The sequence below is a fragment of the Flammeovirga sp. SJP92 genome, assembly GCF_001583495.1.
Classification (GTDB): Bacteria; Bacteroidota; Bacteroidia; order Cytophagales; family Flammeovirgaceae; genus Flammeovirga.
The window spans coordinates 209445-234651 of record NZ_LQAQ01000100.1; the positions used below are offsets into that span (position 1 = coordinate 209445).

A 25207-nucleotide genomic window follows, 5' to 3' on the forward strand; every position below is an offset into this window, starting at 1 on the left:
CTAGTTTTGCAATATGATATTAAAAAGGAACAACATATTGTACACCATGATTGAAGTCATGGGCTAGTGATTCCAACAACACTAAAGTGCTGTCTTCGTTTCCAACCTTTAAGACTTTAGTCTTGATTAGGTTGCCCTATCACCTGCCCATAGTTTTAACTATGGTGCACGAAACACAAGGAATGAAGAAAATGGATCGTATTGTGTTTTTTATGGTGGTCAGGCGAACGTTGCAATGCAACATCCCTACAACTGTATTCATCATAAATGATATTCCTCTTTAATATTCCAACAACTTGATTACAAAATTATTTTGAATGCTGTTTTATGAAAACTATACAACTATTCATCCTTGCGTTAGTATTGATGGCAGGGGATTTATTTGCACAAGGTTTTATTTCTGACCAAATCACCAAAAATAAAGACGGAATAGCCCTTGAAGATTCTACATTTATTGGGTCTTGGCCCATGTTTGGAAAAGGAAATGTAAGAATGAAAATCGGGGGTTATATGAAAAACGATTTTGTCTACGATGTCAATGGAACAAGAGATAAAACACAGTTTTTAATGTCCACCATTCCTGTACAAGGAGAAGCGGATTATGGAAGTACGGGTTATGTAAGTTTTTTCTCCAAAGAAACAAGAATTAATCTGGACGTCAGGAGTAAAGTCAATAATACGCCTGTACAGATGTTTTTCGAAGGCGATTTCTTTTCTTCAGTAGGAAATCAGTTTAGAATTAGACATGCTTATATCAAAGTAGGAGGATTTACATTTGGACAAACATGGACCAACCTTACTTTCTTAGAAACACTTCCCTTTATTATAGATTTTGCCGCTGGTGATGCTCTGTTTGGAGGTAGATCTAATCAGATAAGATATGAGACTAATATCAACAAAAATTGGCTTTTCGGTGCAAGTATTGAATACCTTGAAAACATGGGTATAGAAAATCCAAATACTTTAAATGGTGTGGCTCAAGCCCAACTTCCATTAGTCTCCATGAAATTTATTTATAGTAAGAACAATACAAAACTATTTTTCGGTGCAAGTGCCGCTCAACTGCATTGGACGGGAGGTCCTGAAGGTAAAAATGCTTCCACACCACAATTGGATGTGATTTTTGGAGGTAGAAGACAGATTGATAAAAAGAATTCAGTGTCTTTCAATGTAAATTATGGTGTGGGTTCAGGTGAAAATATCTTAGCGTTTATAGGCAGTAATGCCAATGCAGTACTCACACAAGATGGCGAATTGGTGGCCATGAAATCTTTTTCAGCCTTGGTGGGCTACACGCATCACTGGAATGAAAAATGGTCTTCCAACTTTTCCTATGCTTACGGTTGGCTGATGGATATTCCAAATTCAAGAGATCCATTTGCCTTGAAAGCGGGAGGTATTTCTCATGTCAATTTAGTTTGGCAACCATTAAAATATTTCTCAACAGGTATAGAATATATGAGAGGAGCACAGAGAACGGCCAATAGTAGTTTTGGTGTAGCCAATAGAGTACAGTTTATGACCAAGTTTGATTTCTAATTATATAATTGATCAAAATATAAAAGAACTATAAAAATAAATCTAAAGTATTGTGTTAAACTATTACTAAGTCATGTAATTACAATCACTACTACTATGTTCAAAGTATAGGTATAAAAGATAATGTATAAGAGGATGTTCGGAATATATATTTTAGCAGTGAAAATTTCCAATTTCAGATTGTGGGAAAATTAATTTTAGAGAAAATAGTGGTCCTATAATTGATGAAATTAATAAACTTACGTTTTGAAAGGGGGATTTTTTACTAAAAGAGATGTTTCAAACATGCTCTTACCTCTTCTATCAAATTTATGATGACTTAGAAGAGTTGGCTTACTAATACTTAAGGAAATAAAGAGTATTAAAAATCCCTAAACTCCCTTATCAAAAACTCAGGAGATAATATCCCTCTTGATTTTTGATAAGGGAGTTTTTTATATTCTCGCGATTCAAAATATAGTTTCCAATTACTCATCAATCAAAAACTACCAAATTGCCATTTTCTTTCAAGTACCTGACGATTCTTTTCAATCCTTTCTTTTTGAAAATCAAGACCTTTGTATTGTTCACTGATTGAAACACCAACAATTATAAATACTCTACTATTTAAGAGCACCATTTAATTGGTTGGATAATCAAAACAGAAATCATCTTTCATCTTAAGAAATTGACAATTATGTACGCTTTAAAAAGAGAATTCATTAAGTATACAGATCAAATCGGAATTACAGGATCATTTATTTGTTTGGTTCACTGCATTATTACTTCAGGAGTAATGATCGGTAGTTCATTCTTATCACATTCAGCACATCATCATCACGATCACATTCATCATGTACACCATTTAGATATGTGGGGAATGATGGATATATCTATGATCGTTATTAGTGGTATAGCAGTTTACTTTTCTACTTTAAAATGCAGTGCAGAATCACTTCAAAATAAATTGATGTGGGCAAGTTATATCGTTTATACTATTTGTATGTTATCAAAATATGCAGGTTTTGAACCTATTTGGTTAAGCGGTCTATCTTATGCAATGTCATTTACATTGATTGGTCTACATTTTAGAAACATCAAAAACTGTAATCACTAGGATATTCGTCAATAAATTAGATGAAAAAACAAGTTGAAGTTTTCTTACAACATCCTGCGTTTTTCATTCAAGAGATTCCTTTTTTAAACCCTGATATTTGTAATGTAAACAATGAAGGAAAGATCGAAAAGGATTTAAAATCAAATCTTTATATAAAAACAAATTCAAAAATTTATCATTCGTCTGCAAAGACACAAAAATTAAAATTATGTCAGAAAGAAATTACAAACCCGTACCAGTTTTCTCAATTAATCATGCTTCAATGCGCGTATCAAATCCAAAAATTATGGTGGAATGGTTACAAGGTATTTTTGGTTTCCCAATCGTTGCACGTCAAGGTGATAGCGTTGTATTTCGTATAGGTGATGGACCTCAATATTTTTCAATTTTAGGAGAACCAACAGATAAGCCAGGATATACACACTTTGGATTTTCGGTAGAAGATTTTGATCCAAACGACTTTATCCAACGCTTAAAATCATTAGGTTATGAGCAGTCAAATTATCCAGATGCAGGTAAATTTACATTAAGAAATAGAGGTACAGATAAAGGTGGTGCTGTAGAAGGTACACCCGAATTATTTATCGGTGATCCAGATGGCTTAATTGTTCAAATTCAAGATGCAAAATATGCCGGCGGTGGCGGACTTTTGGGTGATGTAACTTATGCAATTCCAGAGGAAGCACCAACAAAAGGATTGGTAGATACGATTGAGTTAAATCACTGTACACTTGGGGTTTCTAACGGAGCAGAGTCTTTAAAATTCTATCAAAGCATTTTTGATCTTCCAGTAGATACTTATCAAGGTCCAACACCTGTTTTGAGAGTGGGTACAGGCAATGCTTCATTGGTATTGTATGAATTAAGCGGTCCAGAAGCAAAAGGCGTTAAACCTCGTATTGACCATACTTGTTTTGCTGTGAAAGATTTTGATGTGAACCGCATTGAGAAAGATCTTGGAGAGTTTGGAATGAATGTTTTAGGTCAGGCTTGGAGAGCAACAGGTCCATTGCAAACGTACTACACACAGCGTATGCCTGATCGAGGTGGTGATGCTAGTGGAGATACCAAAGAGTTGTATTTAACGGATTTTGATAATAATGTGATTCAACTACAAGACATCCGTTACGCTGGTGGTTGTGGTGCATTAGGTGACGTTCGTGGAACTGGCGTAGACAAACCATTTGAGCCATGTGGTTGTGGTATGCACTAGGAGATAAATAGTATTAAGTTAAAAAAATAGACCCTTTCTGTAGTTATTCAACAACTATGGGAAGGGTTTTGTATTTTATTTAAAAACAAGAAAATCAATCAGTTAATAGTGTTTTTTACTTTAAATCACTTTTGACGATTTCTCACAACTACTTACATTTTTCTTTCAAGAGATTCCTTTTTTCAACCCTGATATTTGTAATGTAATCAAAAGGGAAATCAACTTCTTTTTGAAACATCATTTTGAAAAAAAATAAACTTTAAAAAAACAGAATTATGAAAACAGTAGAACAATTCATGTCGAACGCCAAATTTAATATCGGTCTTTATAACGTAGAAGATATCATTCAAATACCAGGTACTAACTGGATCGTTGGTGGAGGCATTACTTGTTATGGTCCTAATTTTTGGGATAAAGTAATTACAACAGGTTTTTGGCATTTATTTGACGCTGAAAAAGAAACAGGATTTAGAGTAGATTCTTCAACTATTGAAATAGCACCTGAAGGAGATCGTTTCCCATTGGCTACACCTCCGGTATGGAATGCATTTAGTCCTCACGGATTTGATTTCTATAACCAAACCGAAACTACTATTGAAGTGTATGTGGCAAGTCATAAAAGTGCTACAGGTGAAAGTAGAGAAGCTGTTGAGGTGTTTAGAATTGACTATTCTAAAGAAATTCCAACTTTCACATGGATTGGAGGTATTGAAGTAGCAGAAGATTTCTGGCCAGATGCAGTAGCCTTATTACCGGATGGTGGTGTAGTTGCAACATCGACAGGAAATCCATTAATGCCACAAGAAGAGTCCATCAAATTAGCGCTTTCAGGTGCACCGATTGGAAATACAAGAGTGTGGTATAAATCAACAGGTTGGCAAGAATTAGAGGGATCGGAAGGCATCTCCACACCAAACGGAATTGTCATATCAAAAGATGGGCAACAAATATATGTGGCAGCATCAACAGGTTTTTCAGTTGTAAAAATAGACCGAAGTGTATCGCCTGTCAAAGTAACATCGATGGACTTAGGAGGTATTCCTGATAACCTTCGTTGGTCAGAAGATGGAAAATCAATTTTGGCAGGTATTCATGTCGTAGAGAATCCAATGGATTTTGCCAAAGAACAGGAAGTGGCTGCAGAATACGGAGGTAACCAAATGACAGCCTTTAAAGTAACACGTATCAATCCTGAAACACTTGAGTTGACTGAGGTTATGCCTCCAGCCGTATATGGTGTTTTAGGAGCAGGAACAAGTGCAATAGAAGTAGGAAATCGTATATGGGTAGGAAGTACAAAATCCGACCGTGTAGGGATTTTCGATTTGAAATAATTAGATAGCAATTTTCATTTTTTAGAGGCTGTATCAATATGATATAGTCTCTTTTTTTTGTAGGGATGTTGCATTGCAACGTCCGCCGAACCACTTTACAAACCATTCCCATAACATAAGCATTTGTCCATATAAATTAGAATAAGTTGGCTAAAAAAATGATCTATGATATAGTGTAATGTATTGATATTCAAATAATTGAATTGATTAAACCAACTTGAAGTTTTCTTACAACATCCTGCTTTTTTCATTCAAGAGATTCCTTTTTTAAACCCTGATATTTGTAATGTAAACAATGAGGGAAAGGCCGAAAAGGTTTTAAACTCAAAGCTTTACAAATAACAAGTTCAAAAATTTATCATTCGTCTGCAAAGACACAAAAATTAAAATTATGTCAGAAAAAAATTACAAACCCGTACCAGTTTTCTCAATTAATCATGCTTCAATGCGCGTTTCAAATCCTAAAAGAATGGTGGAGTGGTTACAAGGTATTTTTGGTTTCCCTATCGTAGCACGTCAAGGCGATAGCGTTGTATTCCGTGTAGGTGATGGACCTCAATATTTTTCAATTTTAGGCGAGCCAACAGATAAGCCAGGTTATACACACTTTGGATTTTCGGTAGAAGATTTTGATCCAAACGACTTTATCCAACGCTTAAAATCATTAGGTTATGAGCAGTCAAATTATCCAGATGCAGGTAAATTTACATTAAGAAATAGAGGTACAGATAAAGGAGGTGCTGTAGAAGGTACACCCGAATTATTTATCGGTGATCCTGATGGAATTATTCTTCAAATTCAAGATGCAAAATATGCAGGTGGTAGCGGACTTTTAGGTGATGTAACTTATGCAATTCCAGAGGAAGCACCAACAAAAGGTTTAGTTGATACTATCGAATTGAATCACTGTACACTTGGTGTATCTAATGGAGCAGAGTCTTTAAAATTCTATCAAAGCATTTTTGATCTACCAGTAGATACTTACCAAGGTCCAACACCTGTTTTGAGAGTGGGTACAGGCAATGCTTCATTGGTATTGTACGAATTAAGCGGACCGGAAGCAAAAGGCGTTAAACCTCGTATTGATCATACTTGTTTTGCTGTAAAAGATTTCGATGTAAACCGTATTGAGAAAGATCTTGGAGAGTTTGGAATGAATGTTTTAGGTCAGGCATGGAGAGCGACAGGTCCATTGCAAACGTACTACACACAGCGTATGCCTGATCGTGGTGGCGATGCAAATGGTGACACAAAAGAATTGTACTTAACGGATTTCGATAATAATGTGATTCAGCTACAAGACATTCGTTATGCTGGTGGTTGTGGTGCATTAGGTGACGTTCGTGGAACTGGCGTCGATAAACCATTTGAACCTTGTGGTTGTGGTATGCACTAGGATATAAGTAATTCAAATTATAAAACCCTCTTGATAATCATTTTCATTCAAGAGGGTTTTCTTTATGTAAAGTAGTGGTTATTATAACTTTCCTTTATCCTTCTTTTCCTTCAATTCAGAGGGAGCATAGCCATAGTATTTTTTAAATACATTACTCATATGGGCATTATCACTGAAATTCAAATCCATTGAAACCTCCGTCAAACTTTTATCCGTATAAATAATTTGTCGGTAGACTTCTTCTATCTTTTGTTGCTTATAAAATTGAAGAATAGGTTGATCAAAAATTGATTTGAAAATTCGATTCAACTTCGAAATACTCATACCAAACTCATCACTTAAATCTGATAAGTTAGGTTGTTCAGAAAAATTAGAAAGATACTCATCCTTTAGTTGCATCATTGCTTTGAGGTCTTCAGGGTGAATGTTCTTTTTGACATTCGTACCCTCATGTTCCAATTTTTCTTGGATAATACCCACAATATCTAATGCCTTACTGAAAAAGTAAATATCTCTTCTTTTGTCTTTATCGACGTTCGCGATAATGGTACGTACAAAGTTTTCGATTTCTACATCAAGCGGGAGGTAATGGAACCAAGGAGTGTTATTTTGAAAAAGAGCCTTGATTTTAGAGTTTGCATTTTCTCGTGTGAATTGATTGAAAAAGTCTACAGAAAACCGGATAGTAACGTATTCATATTTTGCTCCATAAGGAAGCTCGATCTCAAATTGTTGAGAAGAGTTGTAGATAAATACGCCCAGATTATGAAATTTTTTGGTGTCCCCTTTACTGAAGAAAGATCCTGTAAAACCGATACGTATACTGATATAAGTTTTATCTTCATCAGGTTCATATTTTACGGTAATTGGTCTTTTAGAATTGAGTTCAAAAATACCTACATACATTTCTTCTAAGAAACAGAAAGAATGTCCTTTATAAGTACACCAACCTGTGTCGATATTAAGTTCCTCACCATCCCAAGTACCTTTTAAATCCTTGGCAAATTTCTCATAGCTTCCGTGAACTGTATGTTCACTTGTCTCAAACGTATACTTATCTTCCATTTCCAAAAATTTGTCCTTATTAAAGATACCAAAGAAAATGTATCCGTATGCATTTTTCTAGAAAATAAAGTTGACGATTTCACACAACTCTATAATTTTTTTCATCAAGAGATTCCTTTCTGTAAATCAGATCTTTGTAGTGTATTCAAGAAATGAAAAGTACTTTTTGATACATCATTATTGAAATAACAAACAGAGAAATAAATTTATTATGAAACTCAATATTCAAGGTGTCAATCGAAAATTTCATAGAATTAATGGAAAGCTTTATGAACTATTTGAAATTTTGGATGAACAGGGGAAAATACTTAGAACCATTGATATTCCACTTAAAGTTGAATTCAGGATTAATGACCTTTTGGAAATTATTGTAGGTGCAAGTATTCTGGCGGTACCCACTGCATTCACGGAAGAAGTTTGGACTATGGGAGATGAATTACCGTGGCTAAATACATTCCTTTTAAGTGTAATATCCATCGTATTTATAGCCGGCTTTGTTTATTATTCCTCTTACAAAATGCGACTTAAGCTATTCAAAAAAGAATTTGTAATTAGAATACTTTCTACCTTTATTTTATCTGTGATGATTGTAGGAATATTACTTACTGTAGTCAATAAATGTCCTTGGTTTTTAGATTTTAATTTAGCCTTAAAACGTACTTTAATTGGTGCTTTTCCGGCATCTCTGAGTGCAACTTTGACAGATCAGTTTGGGGAATAAATGTCAAGAGTGCAGTTTATGACCAAATTTGATTTTTAGTAGCAATTGGTTTTAGACCAGAATATACAAATGCTTGACATTTTTATGTAAATGATTCATGAATGAAACCATGATCTTTGTAACATGCTCATTGCATATCACAGTAATAAATTTTCAATCTAATTATCTCATAAAAATGAAAAAGCTATTCTTCTCATTGCTAGTTTCTGTCAATATTTTCAATATCAATGCACAAGATATTCTTCCTTCAAAAGAAAAGACTTTAGTCAAGGAAATTTCTTTAGAAACAAGTCATCATCATATATCTAAATTGGTAAGAGATATTTGTTTTTCTAATTCAATTAATGGATTCGGCCATAATGATTGGAGAAGTATGGAATCAATAGATTTACTGAAAAAAGATTTAATTGGGTTAGATCAATCAACAGTTTCTGATCAGAAGGAGAAAAAGGAGATAAAACTTCTCAATGAATTACAATTGGGTCAGTCATTAGATCAAATTCATTTAAACATTAGAGATTATTTTGGTTCTGAAGCGAGTGTGCTTCATCTTGAAACTAATCGATTTATAAAATAAAAAACACAGTGTAAAGTAAGTTTTTAGCTATTTGTAGTTTTAGAAATCAGGAGATTTCTGATGATTTGTAGGACACGAATGATGCTATCGCTTAACATTCGCACCAGTCAGCTTTCTAACATTTTAGTTTGGTAGTACGATTCCCGGCCTTGAAGGGAAAAGCGTTAAGAATTTCATGTATTGAGCCGTTAAAAATGATTTTCTTGTTTGAGCAAAGCGAGTTTAAAATCATTTAGGCGAGAGGAATGGAATTTAGCTTTTGACTTCTAAGCCTAGATTTTTTGCTTCGTTTTTCATCAATGGAAAAATGAAGAAGAAGGAAGCTTGAAGGAGAATCTTAGAAATCTTTTAGAAGGGTCGATTGAAAGTAGATGAAAACTTAGTTTACAGTGAAATGAGTTTTTGATAATAAAAAAAGAGGTTGATACCAGTGCGGTATCAACCTCTTTACATTTCGTCAAATCCTTCATTAAAACTCTTTGACTTTTATGATTTTTACAGGACAAGCCTCAGCTGCCTTGATGTTTTCATCTAATTCAATAGGACTCACCTTAGTAGTATAAAAGCCTTTTTTGTTGACTCCACCCACCAAAGTAGCTTTCCCATCTCTTTTTGACATCACCCATCTGTCAGGAGCAAACTCCACACAGTAGTTACAGCCAATGCATTTATTTCGTTGATGCGTAATTGTAATTTTACTCATAATCGTTTTTGACGAATTAAGCTTCTACAGTTTCTGCATCCACTAATTTATACAATTTGTCTGAAGGACGGATTTGCGTATCCAATTTGATACTGAATGTATCGCCTTTTACCGCCATCTCTTTCTTTCCTTCGTCGTTGACGTGAAGTTCTTCCACTACAGTTTCTACCACACCAGTAGTAGGGCCAGTAATTAATAAACGATCACCTACTTTTACTTTTTGAGTCTCCAATTGGAATTCCGCCACTTGAATATTTTTGAAATAACGACGACCGTTACCCAAGAATACTTTTCTAGTTTTGGCTTTAGAACCGTGCTGATCTGTCCATTTACCCATTTCTTGACCAAGGTAGTAACCACCCCAGAATCCACGGTTGTAAACTTCAGTCATACGCTCTTTCCACTGCTCACCTTTCTCTTTTGTGTAAGTACCTTCGAAGTAGCTGTCAATAGCTTCTCTGTAGCATTGAGCAACAGTCTTCACGTATTCAGGACCTTTACCACGACCTTCAATTTTCAATACTTTCACACCAGTATCCAATAATTGATCTAGGAAGTCGATAGTACATAAATCTTCCGGCGACATGATGTACTCATTGTCGATTTCTAATTCGTGACCGTCTTCGATGTCAATTACCTTATACTTTCTACGGCAGTTCTGCACACAAGCACCTCTGTTTGCAGATGAGTTTTGCGTATGCAATGATAAGTAACACTTACCAGAAACTGCCATACACAATGCACCGTGAGCAAATACTTCCACTTCTACCAATTCACCTGAAGGACCCGTGATGTTCTCGTTTTTGATCGTATCACAGATGGTCTTCATTTGAACCATAGAAAGTTCTCTTGAAAGTACCATTACGTCTGCAAATGTAGAGTAGAAGCGTACTGTCTCCGCATTTGTAATGTTTACTTGCGTTGAGATATGTACTTCAACACCGATTCTGAATGCATAAGCAATAACAGCTTGATCAGAAGCGATGATGGCAGTAATACCAGACTCCTTTACACGATCCACAACTCTACGCATAATTGATAAATCATGCTCATAGATAATTGTGTTAAGTGTTAAATAAGATCTTACGCCATTCTCATTACAGATGCGAGCCACTTCCTCAAGATCATCAAGAGTGAAGTTCATAGAGGCACGAGCTCTCATATTGAGCTGTTCTACCCCAAAATATATAGAGTCGGCTCCACCTTGGATGGCAGCCATCATTGAGTCAAATCCGCCTGCAGGCGCCATTAATTCTACTGGACGTTTTGTTGCAGGTTTTTTAAATTTATGCTCCACTTTATGTTTATTTTAAAATTCGGTTTGCAAAAATACGACGAAAATCATCGTTAATCAATTTTTTTCGTAAAATAGCTTACCTTTAACCTATGATAATCAACGTAATAGTATGTAAAACTATTCGTAAATCAATAATTATTCACAAATGAAGGACCTATTGACCCTAAGAATTAAAAACATGGTTTGCCCAAGATGTGTGCAAGCTGTTTGGAATATTTTGGATAAAAATGATGTTATGGTTGACCGTGTTGAGTTAGGCGTCGCTTATTTACAACTTCCTTTACAACCAGAACAAAGGGATAATGTTACAAAAGATTTAGAAAATCTTGGATTTGAAATTCTTGATGACAGACAGTCTATTTTAGTAGAGAAAATAAAAAATTTAATTCATGATAAGTTTCAAAACCTTTCACAACAACAGTGGAATAGGACTTTTTCATCTGAGTTAGAAGAAACGTTGAAGAGAGACTATTCAACAATTAGTCATTTATTTTCTTCTACCGAAGGAGTGACAATTGAAAAATACCTCAATCAGCAGAAAATTGAAAAAGTAAAGGAATTTCTGATTTATGATGAATTAAGTGTAAAGGAAATAGCTGATTTACTTGGGTTTAACAGTACACAGTATCTATCAAGTAAATTCAAACAAGCTACGGGGATGACGCCAAATTCTTTTAAAAAAATGAACCCAATACACCTGAGAAATTGTTTAAGTAAAAAGGTGTAAACATTTGTTAATTATCAAAATGTGATGTACCTTAAGAATTGTACTGAATCATTAATAACTAATACCTAACTAATAACATTGCTTTTAAAGGTTAGTTTTTTTCTATTCCCATGACAAAGAAGGATCAATTTTATCATAACCTATTACGTATACAACGCTCATTGTCTGATGATAACATTAAAGACTGTATGGAGTCACTCTTATATTTCGCTCAAGAATATTTAGAGTCAACTTACAGCGTACTTTGTAAAGTGGGGGCTTACGGAGATGTATACCATTGTGTATCAAGGTATGATAAAGGAAAAAAAGTAACCTTGCCTTCTTTGGAAAAAACAATCACAAAAGTACTTAACGATAAAGAAATCGTTGTTGATCAAATTGAATCCCATGATGTTATTTGTCTTCCCATTAAAAACTTTAATAAAAACAAAGTTTTGGGAGTGCTGTCTTTTGTACAGCCAAGGGATTCCGAATACGATTATTTTGCAATGGAACAGGTGGCTTTAGTTGGTGAAGGTTTATTGGATGCTTTGACGAAGAGGAGCAGTACCAAAGTAGAGGTGCCGGTTAATAATTCCTTCAACTTATCTTTCAAACCCTTTTTTACTGATTCTTATAATCTTTGTTGTATTACAGATTCAGACACTGGAAACTACTTGTTTATGAATCAGTCTTGGGAAAGAACATTAGGTTATTCAATTGAAGAACTGAAAGCCTATAATTTTTCCAATTGGGTACACCCTGATGATATAGATGAGACTATAAAGGTGTTTCAAGATGTATGTGATGGAAAAGTGATCAGGTCGTTTATTAATCGATACAGAACAAAATGGGGAGATTATAAATATTTGGAGTGGGATGCTACTTTGGATGAAGATAGAAGGGTGATTTATGCTTTGGCAAGGGATATTACGAGTCAACATGAAAATCACGAAAAGCTATTTTTCCAATCTACCATTCTTAAGGCGGTACAAGATAGTGTACTAGTAATAGATCTTTCTGGTAAAATCTCTTATATCAACGATGCCGTTATCTCTTTAACAGGATATCCAAAGAACTATTTGCTAGGAAGACCCTTGGATGTGATTCTGAAAGGAGTAGATAAGAGTAAGTCCATCAGTGTGGATGTCAATGATTTCTTGAAAGACCAGAATAATATTGAGTTTCAGATAGAAAGAAGAGACGGAGAATATATTTGGATTGAAGTCAGAACGAGTATTTTAGAAGATGTATACGGGGATCCAATTGGTTTCTTAGGTATTATCAAAGATATCACTCATCGTAAGGAGTATGAGGAAACTTTGATGAAGAGAAATGAAGAGCTGAGTAAAGCCAATAAAGAACTAGATAATTTTGTGTACAGAGTATCTCACGATTTAAGAGCTCCAATCACCTCAGCGTTAGGCTTAATTGAATTGAGTATGGAAGCTACTTTGGAGGAAGTATACGAATACCTGAAATTACAGCAAAGGTCTTTAATGAAGCTGGATGATTTTATTCGTGATATTTTGAATTACTCTAGAAACAATAGAATGGAATTGAAGCCTACTAGGGTGGATATTCAGGACTTGATTGAGGTGACTTTAGAGCAATATAAGTTTATCAGTAATTATAAACTGGTAAAAATCACGAAAGAAATTAATGTGGAAAACCACCTCTATTGTGATGAATCTAGATTAGCTGTTATTCTGAATAATTTAATTTCTAATGCCTATAAATTTACAACATTGGTGCCCAATCCTGAAATAAAGGTGGAGGTTAATGTAACACCCAATGATTTGATTTTGGTGATTGAAGATAATGGCATTGGAATTAAAAATGATCATATCACCAAGATCTTTGATATGTTCTACAGAGCTACGGATGTGAATAATGGTTCTGGTTTAGGATTGTATATTGTAAAAGAGGCTGTCAAACGTTTGGGAGGTGAAATTGCAGTAGAATCCATCCTTAATGAAGGAACAAAATTCAAAATTACCATTCCGAACTTGTGGAGTATTTTTCCTAAAGAAATAAGAGAAAAAGCTACAAACTAACTCAAAGGAGAAGTCTGTAGCTTAAGTAATAGCTTTAAAGTGTTTAAAGGCTACACCATCATAACTAATTTAATAAAATGAAGTAAATTAATACTAGGGTACGACAAGCTACTGAACGTACCTCTAGAATTAATTTTTTTATGTTTAAATACTATGCCTTTTTGCGACTATAGAAAATACTAAAGAATACTGGGAATACGATTAGCGTTAAGACTGTGGCAGTAAGAATACCCCAAACAATCACGACCGCTAAAGGCTTTTGAGATTCCGAACCAATTCCCGTTGACATCGAAGCCGGTAATAAACCTACAAAGTCAGTCACTGCGGTCATTAATACCGGACGAATTCTCGATTTTACGCCATTGTGAACGGCATCGTCCAATCCCATTCCTTCTTGTAGATTACTCTTGAACTTGGAGACGAGTAGTACACCATTTTGCACACAAATACCAAACAAGGCAATAAAACCTACACCGGCTGAGATACCGAAGTTCATTGTAAAGAACGTCAAACCAAGAATACCTCCAATCAAGGCGAATGGTACGTTCATCATCACGATACTTGCGTCTTTCACATTATTGAACGTCGTCAATAACACCAAGAAGATCATGACCATCACGACTGGAACAACTTGCATCAAACGGTTTTGAGCACGTTCCATGTTTTCAAATTCACCATCCCATGAGAAGTGCATTCCTTTACTGATGTTCAAAGTACCTTCTACTTTTTCTTGAGCTTCAGCTACTGCACTACCTAAGTCTCTGCCTCTTACGGAGAAGGTAATGGCAACAAATCTTTCACCACCACTTCTGTATACAAAGGCAGGGCCTGTTTGCGTAGTGATATCTGCAATCTCACCCAATTGTACCATTCCACCGTCTAATGTCGGTACTTTGATGTGACCGATCATATCAGAGTCTTGTCTGAATTCCTCTTGGTAACGAACACGGATATCAAACCTTCTCTCGTCTTCATACAATTGAGTAGCGGCTTTACCACCAATCGCCATTTCGATTACGGATTGAGCATCAGCAGTAGCGACTCCATAAAGGGCCATTTTTTCCTGATTCAGATCGATGCGTAATTCAGGTTGACCAATTAATTTGATGACGTTAAGGTCAGTGATACCGTCAACGCCTTCCATGATGTTTTTAGCCTCATTGGCAAGATCTTCCAGTTGGAATAGATCATTACCATAGATTTTCAAGGCTAAAGCACCTTTCACACCGGTTACGGCTTCTTCCACGTTGTCCATAATTGGCTGTGAGAAGTTGAAAGAAACACCTTGGTAATCGTTTAATTTATCTTCGAGTTCAGTGATGATTTCTTGTTTGGATAGTCCTCGTTCCCATTCATCTTGAGGGTAAAGGTCTACGTGGAATTCGATATTGAAGAATCCCGTTGGGTCGGTACCATCATTCGGTCTACCCGTTTGAGATAATACACCTCTTACTTCAGGAGTTTCACGAATCGTTTTTCTAAGCTTTTGCGTCATATCATACGACTCACTCAGGCTGGAACTGATTGGCATAAAGGCTCTGATATAAATAGCACCTTCATTTAGCTGAGGTAAGAATTCTGTACCCAATCTTGATCCAAAGAATAAACCTACTGACAATACAGCACCGGATAATAGCACTGTTAATCTTTTACGCTTATATGCCCAAGAGAATGCACCGTAGAACATTTTCTGCATGAAACGAGTGAAGAAATTCTCTTTCTCTCTTACATTTTTCTTTAAAAGAACACTTACCAAAACAGGTACCAATGTCAGTGACATAATCAAGGCACCTAGTAATGCAAATCCAAAAGTATAAGCTAATGGGGAGAACATTTTTCCTTCCACTTTCTGGAACGCGAAAATTGGTACTAAAGCAAGGATTGTAATTAACTGAGACGAGAATAAATTGGCTCCCAATTTAGAACCTGCAGACTTGATCAAACCTAATTTTGAGAGTTTGTTGAATTTCTCCATTCCAAGCTCTCTCGCTCGTTTATCAAGAACCACAAATAGTCCTTCCACCATTACAACGGCACCATCGATGATAATACCAAAGTCAATGGCTCCTAATGAAAGAAGGTTGGCAGACATGCCTTTCATCCTCATACAGACTAATGCAAACAGGAGTGAAAGCGGTATAATGATGGAGACAATAAAGGTTGTTCTCCAATCGGCCATAAAGAGTAATACAAAAATGACTACGAAGAAAATACCTTCAGCCAAGTTTTTCATTACCGTGTCGGTAGTGTATTCGATTAGCTCGGCTCTATCATAGAAAGGTTCGATTTGTGTTCCCTCAGGAAGTACTCTTTCATTCAGATCTTGAATTTTCACTTGAAGTCTTTCGATTACCTCACTTGGGTTTTCACCACGACGCATTACTACAATACCTTGCACCAAATCAGGGTCATCATTCAAACCAACAATACCCAATTTAGGAGCAAATGTTTCTTGTACTTTCGCTACATTTTTGACCAAAACAGTTGTATTACCATTTCGCTCAATGATCACATTTTCGATTTCCTCTTTATTATTCAAAAGGCCAATCCCTCTGACAACATAGGCTTGATTTCTTTTCTCAATTACATCACCGCCCACATTAACATTACTTCTTTCTAACGCTTCATAAAGCTCCAATGCAGTAATATCATATTGTGACATCAAATGCGGGTCAGCACTTACTTCAAAGATTTTTACTTCACCACCAAAACTTACTACATCAGCAATACCTGGTACGGCTCTCAACTGTCTTTCAATCGTCCAGTCTTGAAGCGTTTTTAACTCTCTTACGGATTGATGATCTGATTTTAATGTATATCTAAAAATCTCACCGGTAGGGCCAGAAGAAGGTTCCATTTCTGAATCAACACCATCAGGAAGGTCCACGTTCATGATTCTGTTTGCCACCAATTGACGGGCTTTGAATTCATCCACATCATCACCAAAAGCGATAGTGACTACGGACAAACCAAACAATGAAATCGAACGGACTTCTGTTTTACCAGGGGTTGAATTAACCTCTACCTCAATTGGCAGGGTCACAAACTTCTCCAATTCTTCTGCACTCTTACCAGGCCATTGTGAGATAATTCTTACTCTAGGATTAGTAACGTCAGGAAATGCCTCGATAGGCGTATTTTGATAGCTAATCACTCCGGAAACGATTAGAATCAGTGTCATAAAGAACACAAAGAATCGGTTTCTCAGAGAGAAGCTAATGATATTTTGAACAAAGTTTTTCATTTCTTCTACAGTTTTTTAGCTGGTGACGGATTAGTTTTTAGCAAGTTGTTGTTCCATTAACTCATTGAATAGCAATAAAGCCTTCTCTGATACAACACGATCATTACTTTTTAAATCCCCCGAAATGAAAACTTTACCTTCATTGTTCCCTTTTACTTGTACAGGAACTACTTTAAATTCCTGACCAACTTTCTTAACAACATAGTCTTTGTTGTTGTGGAATACGATAGCATTGTCTGGCACTTCCAATACTTCTTCATCGAAGTTTTGGTAAACTACTACGTTCATTGCCATGTTAGGAAGTAATTTTTTATCCTCATTGCTCATTGCCACTCTAGCACTTAAAACCTTCGTCTCAGGATCAATCATTTTACTCATTTTCTCGATCTTCCCTGTGAAAGTTTCGTTAGGGTACGCCATTGCTTTCGCTTCTACTTTAGCACCTAATTGTACTTTGCTTAAGTCCGATTCAAATACATTGATTTTCACCCAAACATCACTCAAGTTGACAATTGTAAACATTGACTCTTCAAAATCATCACGCAATAACATATTAGCAGTAATGTTTTTCTCGATGACTGTTCCGCTCATTGGAGCTCTTACAATGTGAGTGGCATTGCTTGACTCACCCATCAACTTCAATGTTTGATTTACTTTTTCTAACTGAGCTTTTGCTGCTTCCAACTCACTTTTCGCTTGTTGTAATTCCAAAGCAGAACTTAAACCGGCATCAAATAATGAATTCGCTACTTCAAATTCTTTTTCCTCACGGTCAACATTGGCTTTTGCTTCAATCCATTCTTGCTTTACTTCCGCCATATCAGCAGAGTAAATTTTAGCTAAAACTTGTCCTTTTTTGACTTCATCACCGATAGATACCAACACGTTAGTCACCCTACCAGAAACGATAGCAGGAATACGGATTTGTTTGTTAGGTAATGCCTCAACAGTACCTGTCAATCTGATTTTATTGGAAAGTGTAGAAGATGTAACTGCTTCAGTAGCTACAATTTTTTTCATACTTGAGCTTAGCTCAGTAGTAGTTTCTTTTTTGTTTTCAGTTTTAGCTGTTGATGTAGAGCATGAATGAAAAGAAAGACTGATTGTTCCAGCGAATACTAGACCTGCAACTAATTTATATAAAGATTTCATGTGATTTCGAATTAAGAATTATTGAATAGGATAGATGTCTTTGCCAACCGTGTAGTTGACATTTTCTTGTGCTTGGAATAGGGACATTTCAGTGTCGTACCATTGTCCAAGGTTATCGCGGTAGCTTTCAAAGAAGTCAATGAATTCCAAAAGGCTCAACTGCTTGTGTTGGTAACTTTTGGTTACAGCACCCATTACTTCTTCCATTTCCGCAGACAATTCAGGATCTAACTGCTCATAAAGCGATCTTACTTGATTCAACTTTTGAGCGGCAGTGTAAACATCAATCTGAAGGTTTTTCTCTGCTTCATTTAAGCGAACTTGTTGTTGCTCCTGTTGAATTTTAGCCGCTTGAATTCCCCCTTTGTTTCTATCCCAAACTGGTAAATCAAAAGCAATTTGGATAGCCCAATAATCTGCTTGGTGAGCACCTCTACGGTCATACATTGTTCCTAAATGTAAATCCGGTACCGCCTCAGCTTTGGCTAACGCAAGACTCTCCGCTGATTGTTTCATACGAATATTTTCGATTTTGAAATCGAATCTATGATCTTGTGCTAGTGTGGCCCAAAGCGTCGGATCGGGTAAAGATTCACTTGGCTTGAATTCAGGAATTGTGATAGAAAGACTCACATTGGCCTGCACGTTTAAGAGCATTTTAATGTTCGCTTCAATATCAGCAGCCTCTTGAACCAAGTCTAGCCAACCTTTTCTGGCATCCAACAGAAGTGCTTTCAAACGCACCACTTCTGATTTAGATACATTTCCCTTTTGTGATTGTTCTTTATAAACAGCGACTAACTTTTCAACGGGCTCAATCGCTACTAAATAGCTACTCGCTTTCTCCTGTGCATAGTGCAATTCTACTAATTCAGAGCGAAGTTCAGTACGAAGTTCTCTCAATGTATTGTAGAATTCATACTCTGAGATTTCAGCTTCAATCTTGGCTACGTTGGTTCTCTTTTTTCTTTTACCCGCAGTCTCGATCATCTGTGAGATTTCGAATACTCTTTGAGCTTCTCTATCTGTTCTGAACCAGATATTATCCTCATTGTCATACATAGCGATCTCTATTCCAACCTCAGGGTTAGGCCATGCTTTTGCTTGAATGATTTCTGCTTTTGATATTTCTATATTTTGCTTTTCAGCGATTAGAGTTAAGTTGTTTTGAAGGAAGATTTCCTCCGCTTGTGGTATTGTTAACTGCATTTTTAAGGCTTCTTCTACCTCATTTTGAGCAGAGGCAGTAAGGCTTAAAATGCATAACATTAAACCAATAAAATACTTGTACATAGTATTATACCTAAATAATAATAATGAATAAGGTATCATGACTTACCAACAGAACAGATCTGTAGAAAGTTGATAAACATAAAATATTGAATAGGGAATGTCTTCTGAAAAGACATGAAAAAACCGTAAGTAGAGGCGTGTAAAGAAAGAAGCTATAAATTGATTATAAGCTACTTAAAAGCCATTACGGTAAAATAATACTATGCCATTTTAGGCGGGGGAGTATCTGTAGGGTAGGAAGGAGAAGTATAAAATAATGGACGAGCGATTGGGAGTTTTTCGTCCGTTGGCAGTTCATCAATATCAACTTGGGACGCTGGAGTTATGATGCTTGGGTTACTAAGGAACCAAGTAATATTGATTTGACCTACAATTACCTGTCCTTCATCTTCACCAGAAGGGTTATCAGGCAATGCTGCATCTTCTCCAAAAAGATGCATGGATACCAATTCGAAAATACTTTCAATCTCATTGGACATGTGTTTTGGCAATAGCCTGTCGTTTACATTCACACTTACGTTGAGTAAGTGAAATGCCATTAACAGCACTAAGCTTTTGATGATGCCACTATGTGAAAAATATCCTCTCATTAATTTTTTAACTACACAATAATAGTTCTCCTTTTCAACAATACGTAAGAATTTAAGAGACCATTAAGAATATTAACAGCTGTTATAGAAATGTGATAAAATTCGTAGCATCTATGAGGTAAGAATGCTACTATTACTTAACATTTATGTCAGTAGGCTTTCTCCTCAATTTGTTTGGTAGTTCTCTCCTCGGCCTTCAAGACTTAACTTATTTATTGATGATTAAAGCGACAGTCAAGTCCACTCTATCCAATCCCTCAGAAGTGCCTTCAGGTAGCTCAATAGTTTGTATTGTACCATTTTCTTCTATCTGAATTGTGGTTAAAGAACCCAATACTAAATCTACTTGAATACCAACACCTAATATATCGCTAATATCAAAATCATAACCCGCAGCAAGATTTAAACCTAATGTTTCTCCACTAATTGTAACGGGATGATAACCGGTAAGCTTGAAGCGATTCAAATAGTTCAAGTAACCAAAGCCAGCGCCAAAGATAAATGCATTATTGTTTTTATCACTGGCAATACGAGCCATAAAGCTAGGTCCTATATAATTCATTTTCACCACATCGTTGAGGGATGTATTACCCGTTAACTGTACTTCATGAGAAGCATGTGCGAAGGAATATTTCAACCCTACTCCAAAAAAATCATTGAAAAAGAAAGAAGCATTGGCCCCTAATGTATAACCTAATTTGAGGGCATCAAAGTGAGATTTTAGCTGTGGTCCTAAACTATTATCTACAGGTGAAAGCCTGTAGGACATACCGCCGTTTATGCTAAAACGGAATTTAGGCAAGGGCTTTTTTGTTGGACTTGAGGTTGTAATTGTGTGAGGATTATAAAAACCATACTCATAATAAGTCACACGATTCAAAGGCAGCAAAGAAGATTTCAATTCTTTTTTGTGCTCTAAGTTAAAGTAAATATGATCGTTATAGATTTCATCAATTTTACAACTGATGGAATCATTTCCTACAGTAACAATAAGGTCTTGGGCAAAACTGAAAGTGACATAAGTAAAGCAGATAAAAGTAAAAAAAATCTTTTTCATCATTCGTTGATTAGTGAAGTGCTTTGAGTAAATTTCTACAAATATAGGATATTCATGTAACATGCTGAAAAAAAGCGATTTAAATTAAAGTAGGATCTCGAATATGCCATCACCTATTTCACTGATACCAATGAAAAGACCCACGTTAAAAGTCAAAGCTTTTTTCCTTGAAAATAAAATTGTCAGCGGTAAACCTAATACTTGAAGTATACTATACCCCACAGCTATAAATACGCTTCCTCCAATAAATAGAAAAGTGAAATCATTGAAAAATGACAAACCGATGGAACCGAAAATGAGAAAAGATGCTCCTAGTAATATATAGACTTTGTATTTATTGATATCAATGATAAAACAAAGTAAAAAGGCTACAACAGCGGAAATGGAAAGCATTAGAAATGCAAAGTGCCCTCCTGAGATAGTAGACAATATGTCTGTTTGAGGAATGAATTCTGAGAGAAGTGCTTTACAAAGACCTAATAAAAATGCAGTAGTGATAATGACAGTATAATTATTTTTAGAGGTGGGAGAGGATACATTTTCTTCTTGTGCTAATACATCTTTTGTCATTACTTTTTTGAAGATAAAACCTGTTGAAGAGATTAATATTGCTCCAACAATGAAAGTTAGCGTATCTCCAAAAAAGTTGATTAATGCCACTATAATGGGTTCTAAGCTACTGACAATATTCATCACTAAAGTCATTACTCCCATTACGAGGGGTAATTTATTAATAGGGGCAAACAACTCAATATAGGAAGCGGCAGGACTAATGAAAATGTTCATAGTGATCAGCCATAGTATTATCATCACAGGTAAAAAAGAGGAAATGGAAGAGGATGGGCCTAATCCTATTATTGTAGCTACAACCATAAAAATCATAGAAGTGAAACTGATACCAATCATATAAACAATGAAGCGGTTATTCTTCTTTGCAATCAAACGGTCGGCAATTAATCCAGACAGAATGGGGACAAAAACTACAATGATGGCTTTTGCATAAGTCAAGACACCACCCAATGATTCTAAATTGAATTTATGCAGTAAGTGTGGTTGGTATTCTTGGTAGGCAATCCAACTGATCAGAATGCCGATATTGAGACAGATCAGACTGATTACCTCATTCCATTTAATAGCGTTTTTTTGAACAGAATTAGCCATGAAAATATTCTAGTTAGTGATTAAAAAACGGATACATAAATAATACCCTACTTAAAAATAAAAATTAAGTAGGGTATATGGAGATGTATTTTCTTATTTTTTGAACTTTAATTCAATCATATAAGGAATATCCACTTCAAGCTTTCTGAAAGTATATTCTCCTTCTTCTTTTTCAACCATATCATCAAAACAGTCATACGTTTGATAATTATGCTCTTGGAAAGTTTTCAATTGATAACCTTTAGAAAGGAAAGGAGCCATCATTTCCTGTAAGGAATGAATCCAGAAATATTCCGGCATGTTAAGAGGTGTATCTCCTGCATAACTTGTTTCTACCATTTCTTCATACACTTCTTTGTTGAAGTAATTGTATTCCGGTTTGAAGGTATCCCAGTTTAGAGTATAAATATAAGGGTGCATTTCCACCATATAAAACTCACCGCCTTCTACGAGGTAATCATCAATGATATTTCCCCATTCTTTTAAGTCAGGCAACCAGCATACGGCGCCGTAAGAGACAAATACCATATCAAACTTTTCTTCTGTAGAAAGGTGATCTCTGATATCATAGAGGTTAGAACAGACAAAAGAGGCATTGAGACCCAATTCATCTCTTATCTCATTGGCCTTATCAATAGCAGTGTCAGAAATATCCAGCCCCACTGTCTCAGCTCCTAATCGAGCTAATGATAGCGTATCCAATCCAAAGTGGCATTGAAGGTGAAGAATTCTTTTCCCTTTAATATCACCCAAACCGGCAAGTTCCACTTTTTTCAAAGAAGTTTCACCTTTCATGAAACCTTCTACATCGTACATTTTAGAAGCCACATGCCCTTCCACTCGGGCATTCCATTGTTTCTTATTGGCTTCAAATTCTTTTTTAAATTCCATTTGTTTATTGTGTTATGTATTCTATTTCGTGTGCCTCATGGTGTTGAGGTATATCTATTTTTTTACTGAGCTTTAAAATCGCCTTTTCAGGTACTACCCATTTTCTCTGATTATTCTGCTGAAGAATTTCTTTCAGTGGTTTTTCAAGATAAATGATTCTCACCTTTGCTTTATAATCAAGAAACAGGCTGATCCATTTCTGTCTTAAATCAGAAGTAAGGTTGGTAGCGTTGAAGACAAAAGATTCCTTTTTTCTTAACAAGACTTTGACTTCTTCTTTGGCCAATTGAATGACTTTACCATTGTGTTTGGAATTCGTAGGGTCAAATTGATGTTCTCTGCGAATGTTATCCAAAGAAACCATAGGGTAATCTTCAAAGTGATGTTGGATAAAAGTATCTTTCCCCACTCCAGGCAAACCAGCAAGGAGAATCACTTCAAACTTTAGATCTTCAAAGGGATGATAGAAAGGGGCAATTTCCGGTTTATTGAGATAAAGGAACCTTCCATAATTTGAAGCAAAAGCATAAGGCTTATCCCAGCAGTGTTGCTCTTTGCACAATTCCTCAAAAAGCGAAATCTTATAAAGGATCTCTTCTTTGTCTTCACAAATTCTACCCAAAACGTCAGACCTCGCCAGCATACTCAACCATTTGTTATTGGTCATCAAACTCGACTTGATCACTTCTTTTGTCGGGTCTTCTCTGTCAATTGCCCAAAGTGGTAAACCATGCAGTCGTACTAGGTTTGAAATATGTTCTCTGATCTCAAAAGGTGTATTGTACTGTTCGAATAGGAGGGATCTTACAGTTTGAGCTCCTTTTTTAGCGTGATTAGGTGAAACAATTCTCTCTTGCCCGTCTATGATTTCAGTAGTCGTTGTTGACCTTTTTTCAATATCATGAAAGAGAGCAGATAGAAAAAGAATGTATTGAGCATTATGATCCAAAACCTTAAAGTCATCCATTTTTAAAAGTGCTTCCACCACCATTTTGGTATGTGTCAATACATCGCCTTCTTGATGCCAAATCGAATCTTGTGGAGTATTTTTTAATTCTGAAAGCCATTCAAATTCTCTTTCTACACTTTCCCAATCCATTGGTGTTTTAATCTGAACAGCCGGAATTGTCCACTCTTTATTTATAGTATTCATATGCATGCCATTGATAAGTTTGATAATCTTGAAGTGTTGCCGGTTGCCAGTTTTTCACCCAGTGTTGATCCGTTTTAACATGATTTTCTCGAACCAATTTGAAGAGGTCACTGAATTCATTATTGGCAACATCTAATAAACCAGAATTAGCAGGGAAGGAATCCGCATTTCTAATGACAAAACCTTCACAACAAGGTTGAAGTGAGTGAACGTCATAACCGCCCAATTGTCCTGCGGTATCCACATAGTTTTCCCATGAACAACCCAATTGATCAGTGATCCATGCTTGTAGTGCCTCCTCATCATTTTTATAAGTTGACGTAAAAGCAGGTAAAGGTTTGTTGATTTCAATCTCAGGAACTGTAGGGAAGTCTAATACTTCCGCATAGAATTTCACTTCATCCCATGAAAGCCATTGGTCCTTTTCTCTTATACCAAATACATAAAAGAAAGAAGACAGTTTTTTATAGCCTATGGAATGAACACCGTACATATTTTCCCCAAAGACTTCTAAACCTTTGAGCTGATTTTTGATCAGTTGCCATCTTTCGATTAATGGTTTATCCCAAGGCAATTGAGAAGGTGTGGCATGCGAACGTGCAAATACGCCTAATTCACTGAGACAGTTATTTTGCCCATCTAGTTTTTCGGTCAGTACAAGTTGACGCAATGAAGCAAACGCTTGTACGTAACCTTTCGGCATAAAGCGATCGTCGGAGGTCGTGCCCTTGCTACTATGAGCATGCAGACTCCTATTATACTTTTTAGAAAAAGCCATGATTTTAATCTGTAGTAATTGTATTTCTTGTTTTGGCAAACAAGGTTTTCTCTGATTTTGTGAGTCAATTTTATTACATAGCAAAAAGCCCTTCTTCTGAGGAAGAAAGCTGAAATTGACGGAAGGTATCGAGAAAACAACTACATGGCTCTTATCGTGAGATATGTTTTAAGGTGAATATATT

21 protein-coding genes are annotated in these 25207 nt (G+C 35.8%); 9 read left to right on the forward strand and 12 right to left on the reverse strand.

Going from position 1 to position 25207, the window contains the following annotated elements:
- The first annotated feature begins 327 nt into the window (after positions 1 to 327).
- The 5 genes from AVL50_RS27145 (at position 328) to AVL50_RS27165 (ending at position 6578) form a co-directional block, all read left to right on the forward strand.
- On the forward strand, positions 328 to 1539 hold the full coding sequence (locus tag AVL50_RS27145) for a DcaP family trimeric outer membrane transporter (RefSeq protein ID WP_062620341.1): 1212 nt from the start codon (positions 328 to 330) through the stop codon (positions 1537 to 1539).
- A 676-nt stretch (positions 1540 to 2215) separates the two neighbouring features.
- The gene (locus tag AVL50_RS27150) at positions 2216 to 2635 is read left to right on the forward strand and encodes a MerC family mercury resistance protein (protein WP_062620343.1); all 420 of its coding nucleotides are present in this window, start codon (positions 2216 to 2218) and stop codon (positions 2633 to 2635) included.
- 208 nt (positions 2636 to 2843) lie between these two features.
- Positions 2844 to 3848, forward strand: a complete 1005-nt coding sequence (locus AVL50_RS27155; protein ID WP_062620345.1) for a VOC family protein — start codon at positions 2844 to 2846, stop codon at positions 3846 to 3848.
- A gap of 275 nt (positions 3849 to 4123) precedes the next feature.
- Positions 4124 to 5182 carry a hypothetical protein gene (locus AVL50_RS27160; RefSeq protein ID WP_062620347.1) on the forward strand — a complete coding sequence of 353 codons (1059 nt, stop codon included), beginning with the start codon at positions 4124 to 4126 and terminating at the stop codon, positions 5180 to 5182.
- 391 nt (positions 5183 to 5573) lie between these two features.
- A complete protein-coding gene (locus tag AVL50_RS27165) occupies positions 5574 to 6578 on the forward strand; it encodes a VOC family protein (protein ID WP_062620348.1) in 1005 nt (334 codons plus the stop codon).
- An 81-nt stretch (positions 6579 to 6659) separates the two neighbouring features.
- Here the strand turns inward: AVL50_RS27165 and AVL50_RS27170 are convergent, their stop codons facing one another.
- Positions 6660 to 7643: an AraC family transcriptional regulator gene (locus tag AVL50_RS27170; protein ID WP_062620350.1), complete on the reverse strand. Its 984-nt coding sequence runs from the start codon at positions 7641 to 7643 to the stop codon at positions 6660 to 6662.
- 211 nt (positions 7644 to 7854) lie between these two features.
- Between AVL50_RS27170 and AVL50_RS27175 the strand changes: the two genes are divergently transcribed.
- Both AVL50_RS27175 and AVL50_RS27180 read left to right on the forward strand, forming a co-directional pair.
- On the forward strand, positions 7855 to 8364 hold the full coding sequence (locus AVL50_RS27175) for a DUF2391 family protein (protein WP_062620351.1): 510 nt from the start codon (positions 7855 to 7857) through the stop codon (positions 8362 to 8364).
- A 175-nt stretch (positions 8365 to 8539) separates the two neighbouring features.
- A complete protein-coding gene (locus tag AVL50_RS27180) occupies positions 8540 to 8941 on the forward strand; it encodes a hypothetical protein (RefSeq protein ID WP_157491602.1) in 402 nt (133 codons plus the stop codon).
- Between the two features lie 469 nt (positions 8942 to 9410).
- On the opposite strand, the gene AVL50_RS27185 is transcribed toward AVL50_RS27180, so the two are convergent.
- Positions 9411 to 9644, reverse strand: coding sequence for a ferredoxin (locus tag AVL50_RS27185; RefSeq protein ID WP_062620355.1), 234 nt, complete (start codon positions 9642 to 9644; stop codon positions 9411 to 9413).
- Between the two features lie 16 nt (positions 9645 to 9660).
- A complete protein-coding gene (locus AVL50_RS27190) occupies positions 9661 to 10941 on the reverse strand; it encodes a peptidase U32 family protein (RefSeq protein WP_253764327.1) in 1281 nt (426 codons plus the stop codon).
- A gap of 145 nt (positions 10942 to 11086) precedes the next feature.
- On the opposite strand from AVL50_RS27190, the gene AVL50_RS27195 reads away from it, so the two are divergent.
- A complete protein-coding gene (locus AVL50_RS27195) occupies positions 11087 to 11668 on the forward strand; it encodes an AraC family transcriptional regulator (RefSeq protein WP_063850941.1) in 582 nt (193 codons plus the stop codon).
- A gap of 188 nt (positions 11669 to 11856) precedes the next feature.
- Complete coding sequence (locus AVL50_RS27200; protein WP_172826932.1) at positions 11857 to 13704, forward strand: PAS domain-containing sensor histidine kinase; 1848 nt, start codon at positions 11857 to 11859, stop codon at positions 13702 to 13704.
- A gap of 151 nt (positions 13705 to 13855) precedes the next feature.
- Here the strand turns inward: AVL50_RS27200 and AVL50_RS27205 are convergent, their stop codons facing one another.
- The 9 genes from AVL50_RS27205 to AVL50_RS27245 all read right to left on the reverse strand — a co-directional run bounded on the left by AVL50_RS27205 (position 13856) and on the right by AVL50_RS27245 (position 25023).
- Positions 13856 to 16948: an efflux RND transporter permease subunit gene (locus AVL50_RS27205; RefSeq protein WP_062620360.1), complete on the reverse strand. Its 3093-nt coding sequence runs from the start codon at positions 16946 to 16948 to the stop codon at positions 13856 to 13858.
- Positions 16949 to 16978: 30 nt separating this feature from the next.
- Positions 16979 to 18100 carry an efflux RND transporter periplasmic adaptor subunit gene (locus AVL50_RS27210; RefSeq protein WP_062620361.1) on the reverse strand — a complete coding sequence of 374 codons (1122 nt, stop codon included), beginning with the start codon at positions 18098 to 18100 and terminating at the stop codon, positions 16979 to 16981.
- 18 nt (positions 18101 to 18118) lie between these two features.
- Positions 18119 to 19393 (reverse strand): TolC family protein, encoded by a 1275-nt coding sequence (locus AVL50_RS27215; RefSeq protein ID WP_062620362.1) that lies wholly within the window; start codon positions 19391 to 19393, stop codon positions 18119 to 18121.
- A gap of 200 nt (positions 19394 to 19593) precedes the next feature.
- Positions 19594 to 19983, reverse strand: coding sequence for a hypothetical protein (locus AVL50_RS27220; protein ID WP_062620364.1), 390 nt, complete (start codon positions 19981 to 19983; stop codon positions 19594 to 19596).
- A 208-nt stretch (positions 19984 to 20191) separates the two neighbouring features.
- Positions 20192 to 21043 (reverse strand): outer membrane beta-barrel protein, encoded by an 852-nt coding sequence (locus tag AVL50_RS27225; RefSeq protein ID WP_172826933.1) that lies wholly within the window; start codon positions 21041 to 21043, stop codon positions 20192 to 20194.
- Positions 21044 to 21124: 81 nt separating this feature from the next.
- A complete protein-coding gene (locus AVL50_RS27230) occupies positions 21125 to 22201 on the reverse strand; it encodes a hypothetical protein (protein ID WP_062620367.1) in 1077 nt (358 codons plus the stop codon).
- A gap of 93 nt (positions 22202 to 22294) precedes the next feature.
- Positions 22295 to 23092 carry a bifunctional 2-polyprenyl-6-hydroxyphenol methylase/3-demethylubiquinol 3-O-methyltransferase UbiG gene (locus AVL50_RS27235; protein WP_062620369.1) on the reverse strand — a complete coding sequence of 266 codons (798 nt, stop codon included), beginning with the start codon at positions 23090 to 23092 and terminating at the stop codon, positions 22295 to 22297.
- Between the two features lie 4 nt (positions 23093 to 23096).
- On the reverse strand, positions 23097 to 24245 hold the full coding sequence (locus AVL50_RS27240) for an AAA family ATPase (RefSeq protein ID WP_253764328.1): 1149 nt from the start codon (positions 24243 to 24245) through the stop codon (positions 23097 to 23099).
- Positions 24229 to 25023, reverse strand: coding sequence for an RNA ligase family protein (locus AVL50_RS27245; protein WP_063850944.1), 795 nt, complete (start codon positions 25021 to 25023; stop codon positions 24229 to 24231). The genes AVL50_RS27240 and AVL50_RS27245 overlap by 17 nt, the downstream gene beginning before the upstream one ends.
- Positions 25024 to 25207 lie beyond the last annotated feature (184 nt).

Coding starts and splice junctions, on each gene's coding strand:
- AVL50_RS27195 (WP_063850941.1), top strand. CDS start 11,087: ATGAAGGACCTATTGACCCTAAGAATTAAAAACATGGTTTGCCCAAGA.
- AVL50_RS27180 (WP_157491602.1), top strand. CDS start 8,540: ATGAAAAAGCTATTCTTCTCATTGCTAGTTTCTGTCAATATTTTCAAT.
- AVL50_RS27165 (WP_062620348.1), top strand. CDS start 5,574: ATGTCAGAAAAAAATTACAAACCCGTACCAGTTTTCTCAATTAATCAT.
- AVL50_RS27235 (WP_062620369.1), bottom strand. CDS start 23,092: ATGGAATTTAAAAAAGAATTTGAAGCCAATAAGAAACAATGGAATGCC.
- AVL50_RS27245 (WP_063850944.1), bottom strand. CDS start 25,023: ATGGCTTTTTCTAAAAAGTATAATAGGAGTCTGCATGCTCATAGTAGC.
- AVL50_RS27210 (WP_062620361.1), bottom strand. CDS start 18,100: ATGAAATCTTTATATAAATTAGTTGCAGGTCTAGTATTCGCTGGAACA.
- AVL50_RS27150 (WP_062620343.1), top strand. CDS start 2,216: ATGTACGCTTTAAAAAGAGAATTCATTAAGTATACAGATCAAATCGGA.
- AVL50_RS27160 (WP_062620347.1), top strand. CDS start 4,124: ATGAAAACAGTAGAACAATTCATGTCGAACGCCAAATTTAATATCGGT.
- AVL50_RS27170 (WP_062620350.1), bottom strand. CDS start 7,643: ATGGAAGATAAGTATACGTTTGAGACAAGTGAACATACAGTTCACGGA.
- AVL50_RS27205 (WP_062620360.1), bottom strand. CDS start 16,948: ATGAAAAACTTTGTTCAAAATATCATTAGCTTCTCTCTGAGAAACCGA.
- AVL50_RS27230 (WP_062620367.1), bottom strand. CDS start 22,201: ATGGCTAATTCTGTTCAAAAAAACGCTATTAAATGGAATGAGGTAATC.
- AVL50_RS27175 (WP_062620351.1), top strand. CDS start 7,855: ATGAAACTCAATATTCAAGGTGTCAATCGAAAATTTCATAGAATTAAT.
- AVL50_RS27155 (WP_062620345.1), top strand. CDS start 2,844: ATGTCAGAAAGAAATTACAAACCCGTACCAGTTTTCTCAATTAATCAT.
- AVL50_RS27220 (WP_062620364.1), bottom strand. CDS start 19,983: ATGAGAGGATATTTTTCACATAGTGGCATCATCAAAAGCTTAGTGCTG.
- AVL50_RS27225 (WP_172826933.1), bottom strand. CDS start 21,043: ATGATGAAAAAGATTTTTTTTACTTTTATCTGCTTTACTTATGTCACT.
- AVL50_RS27215 (WP_062620362.1), bottom strand. CDS start 19,393: ATGTACAAGTATTTTATTGGTTTAATGTTATGCATTTTAAGCCTTACT.
- AVL50_RS27240 (WP_253764328.1), bottom strand. CDS start 24,245: ATGAATACTATAAATAAAGAGTGGACAATTCCGGCTGTTCAGATTAAA.
- AVL50_RS27200 (WP_172826932.1), top strand. CDS start 11,857: ATGGAGTCACTCTTATATTTCGCTCAAGAATATTTAGAGTCAACTTAC.
- AVL50_RS27145 (WP_062620341.1), top strand. CDS start 328: ATGAAAACTATACAACTATTCATCCTTGCGTTAGTATTGATGGCAGGG.
- AVL50_RS27185 (WP_062620355.1), bottom strand. CDS start 9,644: ATGAGTAAAATTACAATTACGCATCAACGAAATAAATGCATTGGCTGT.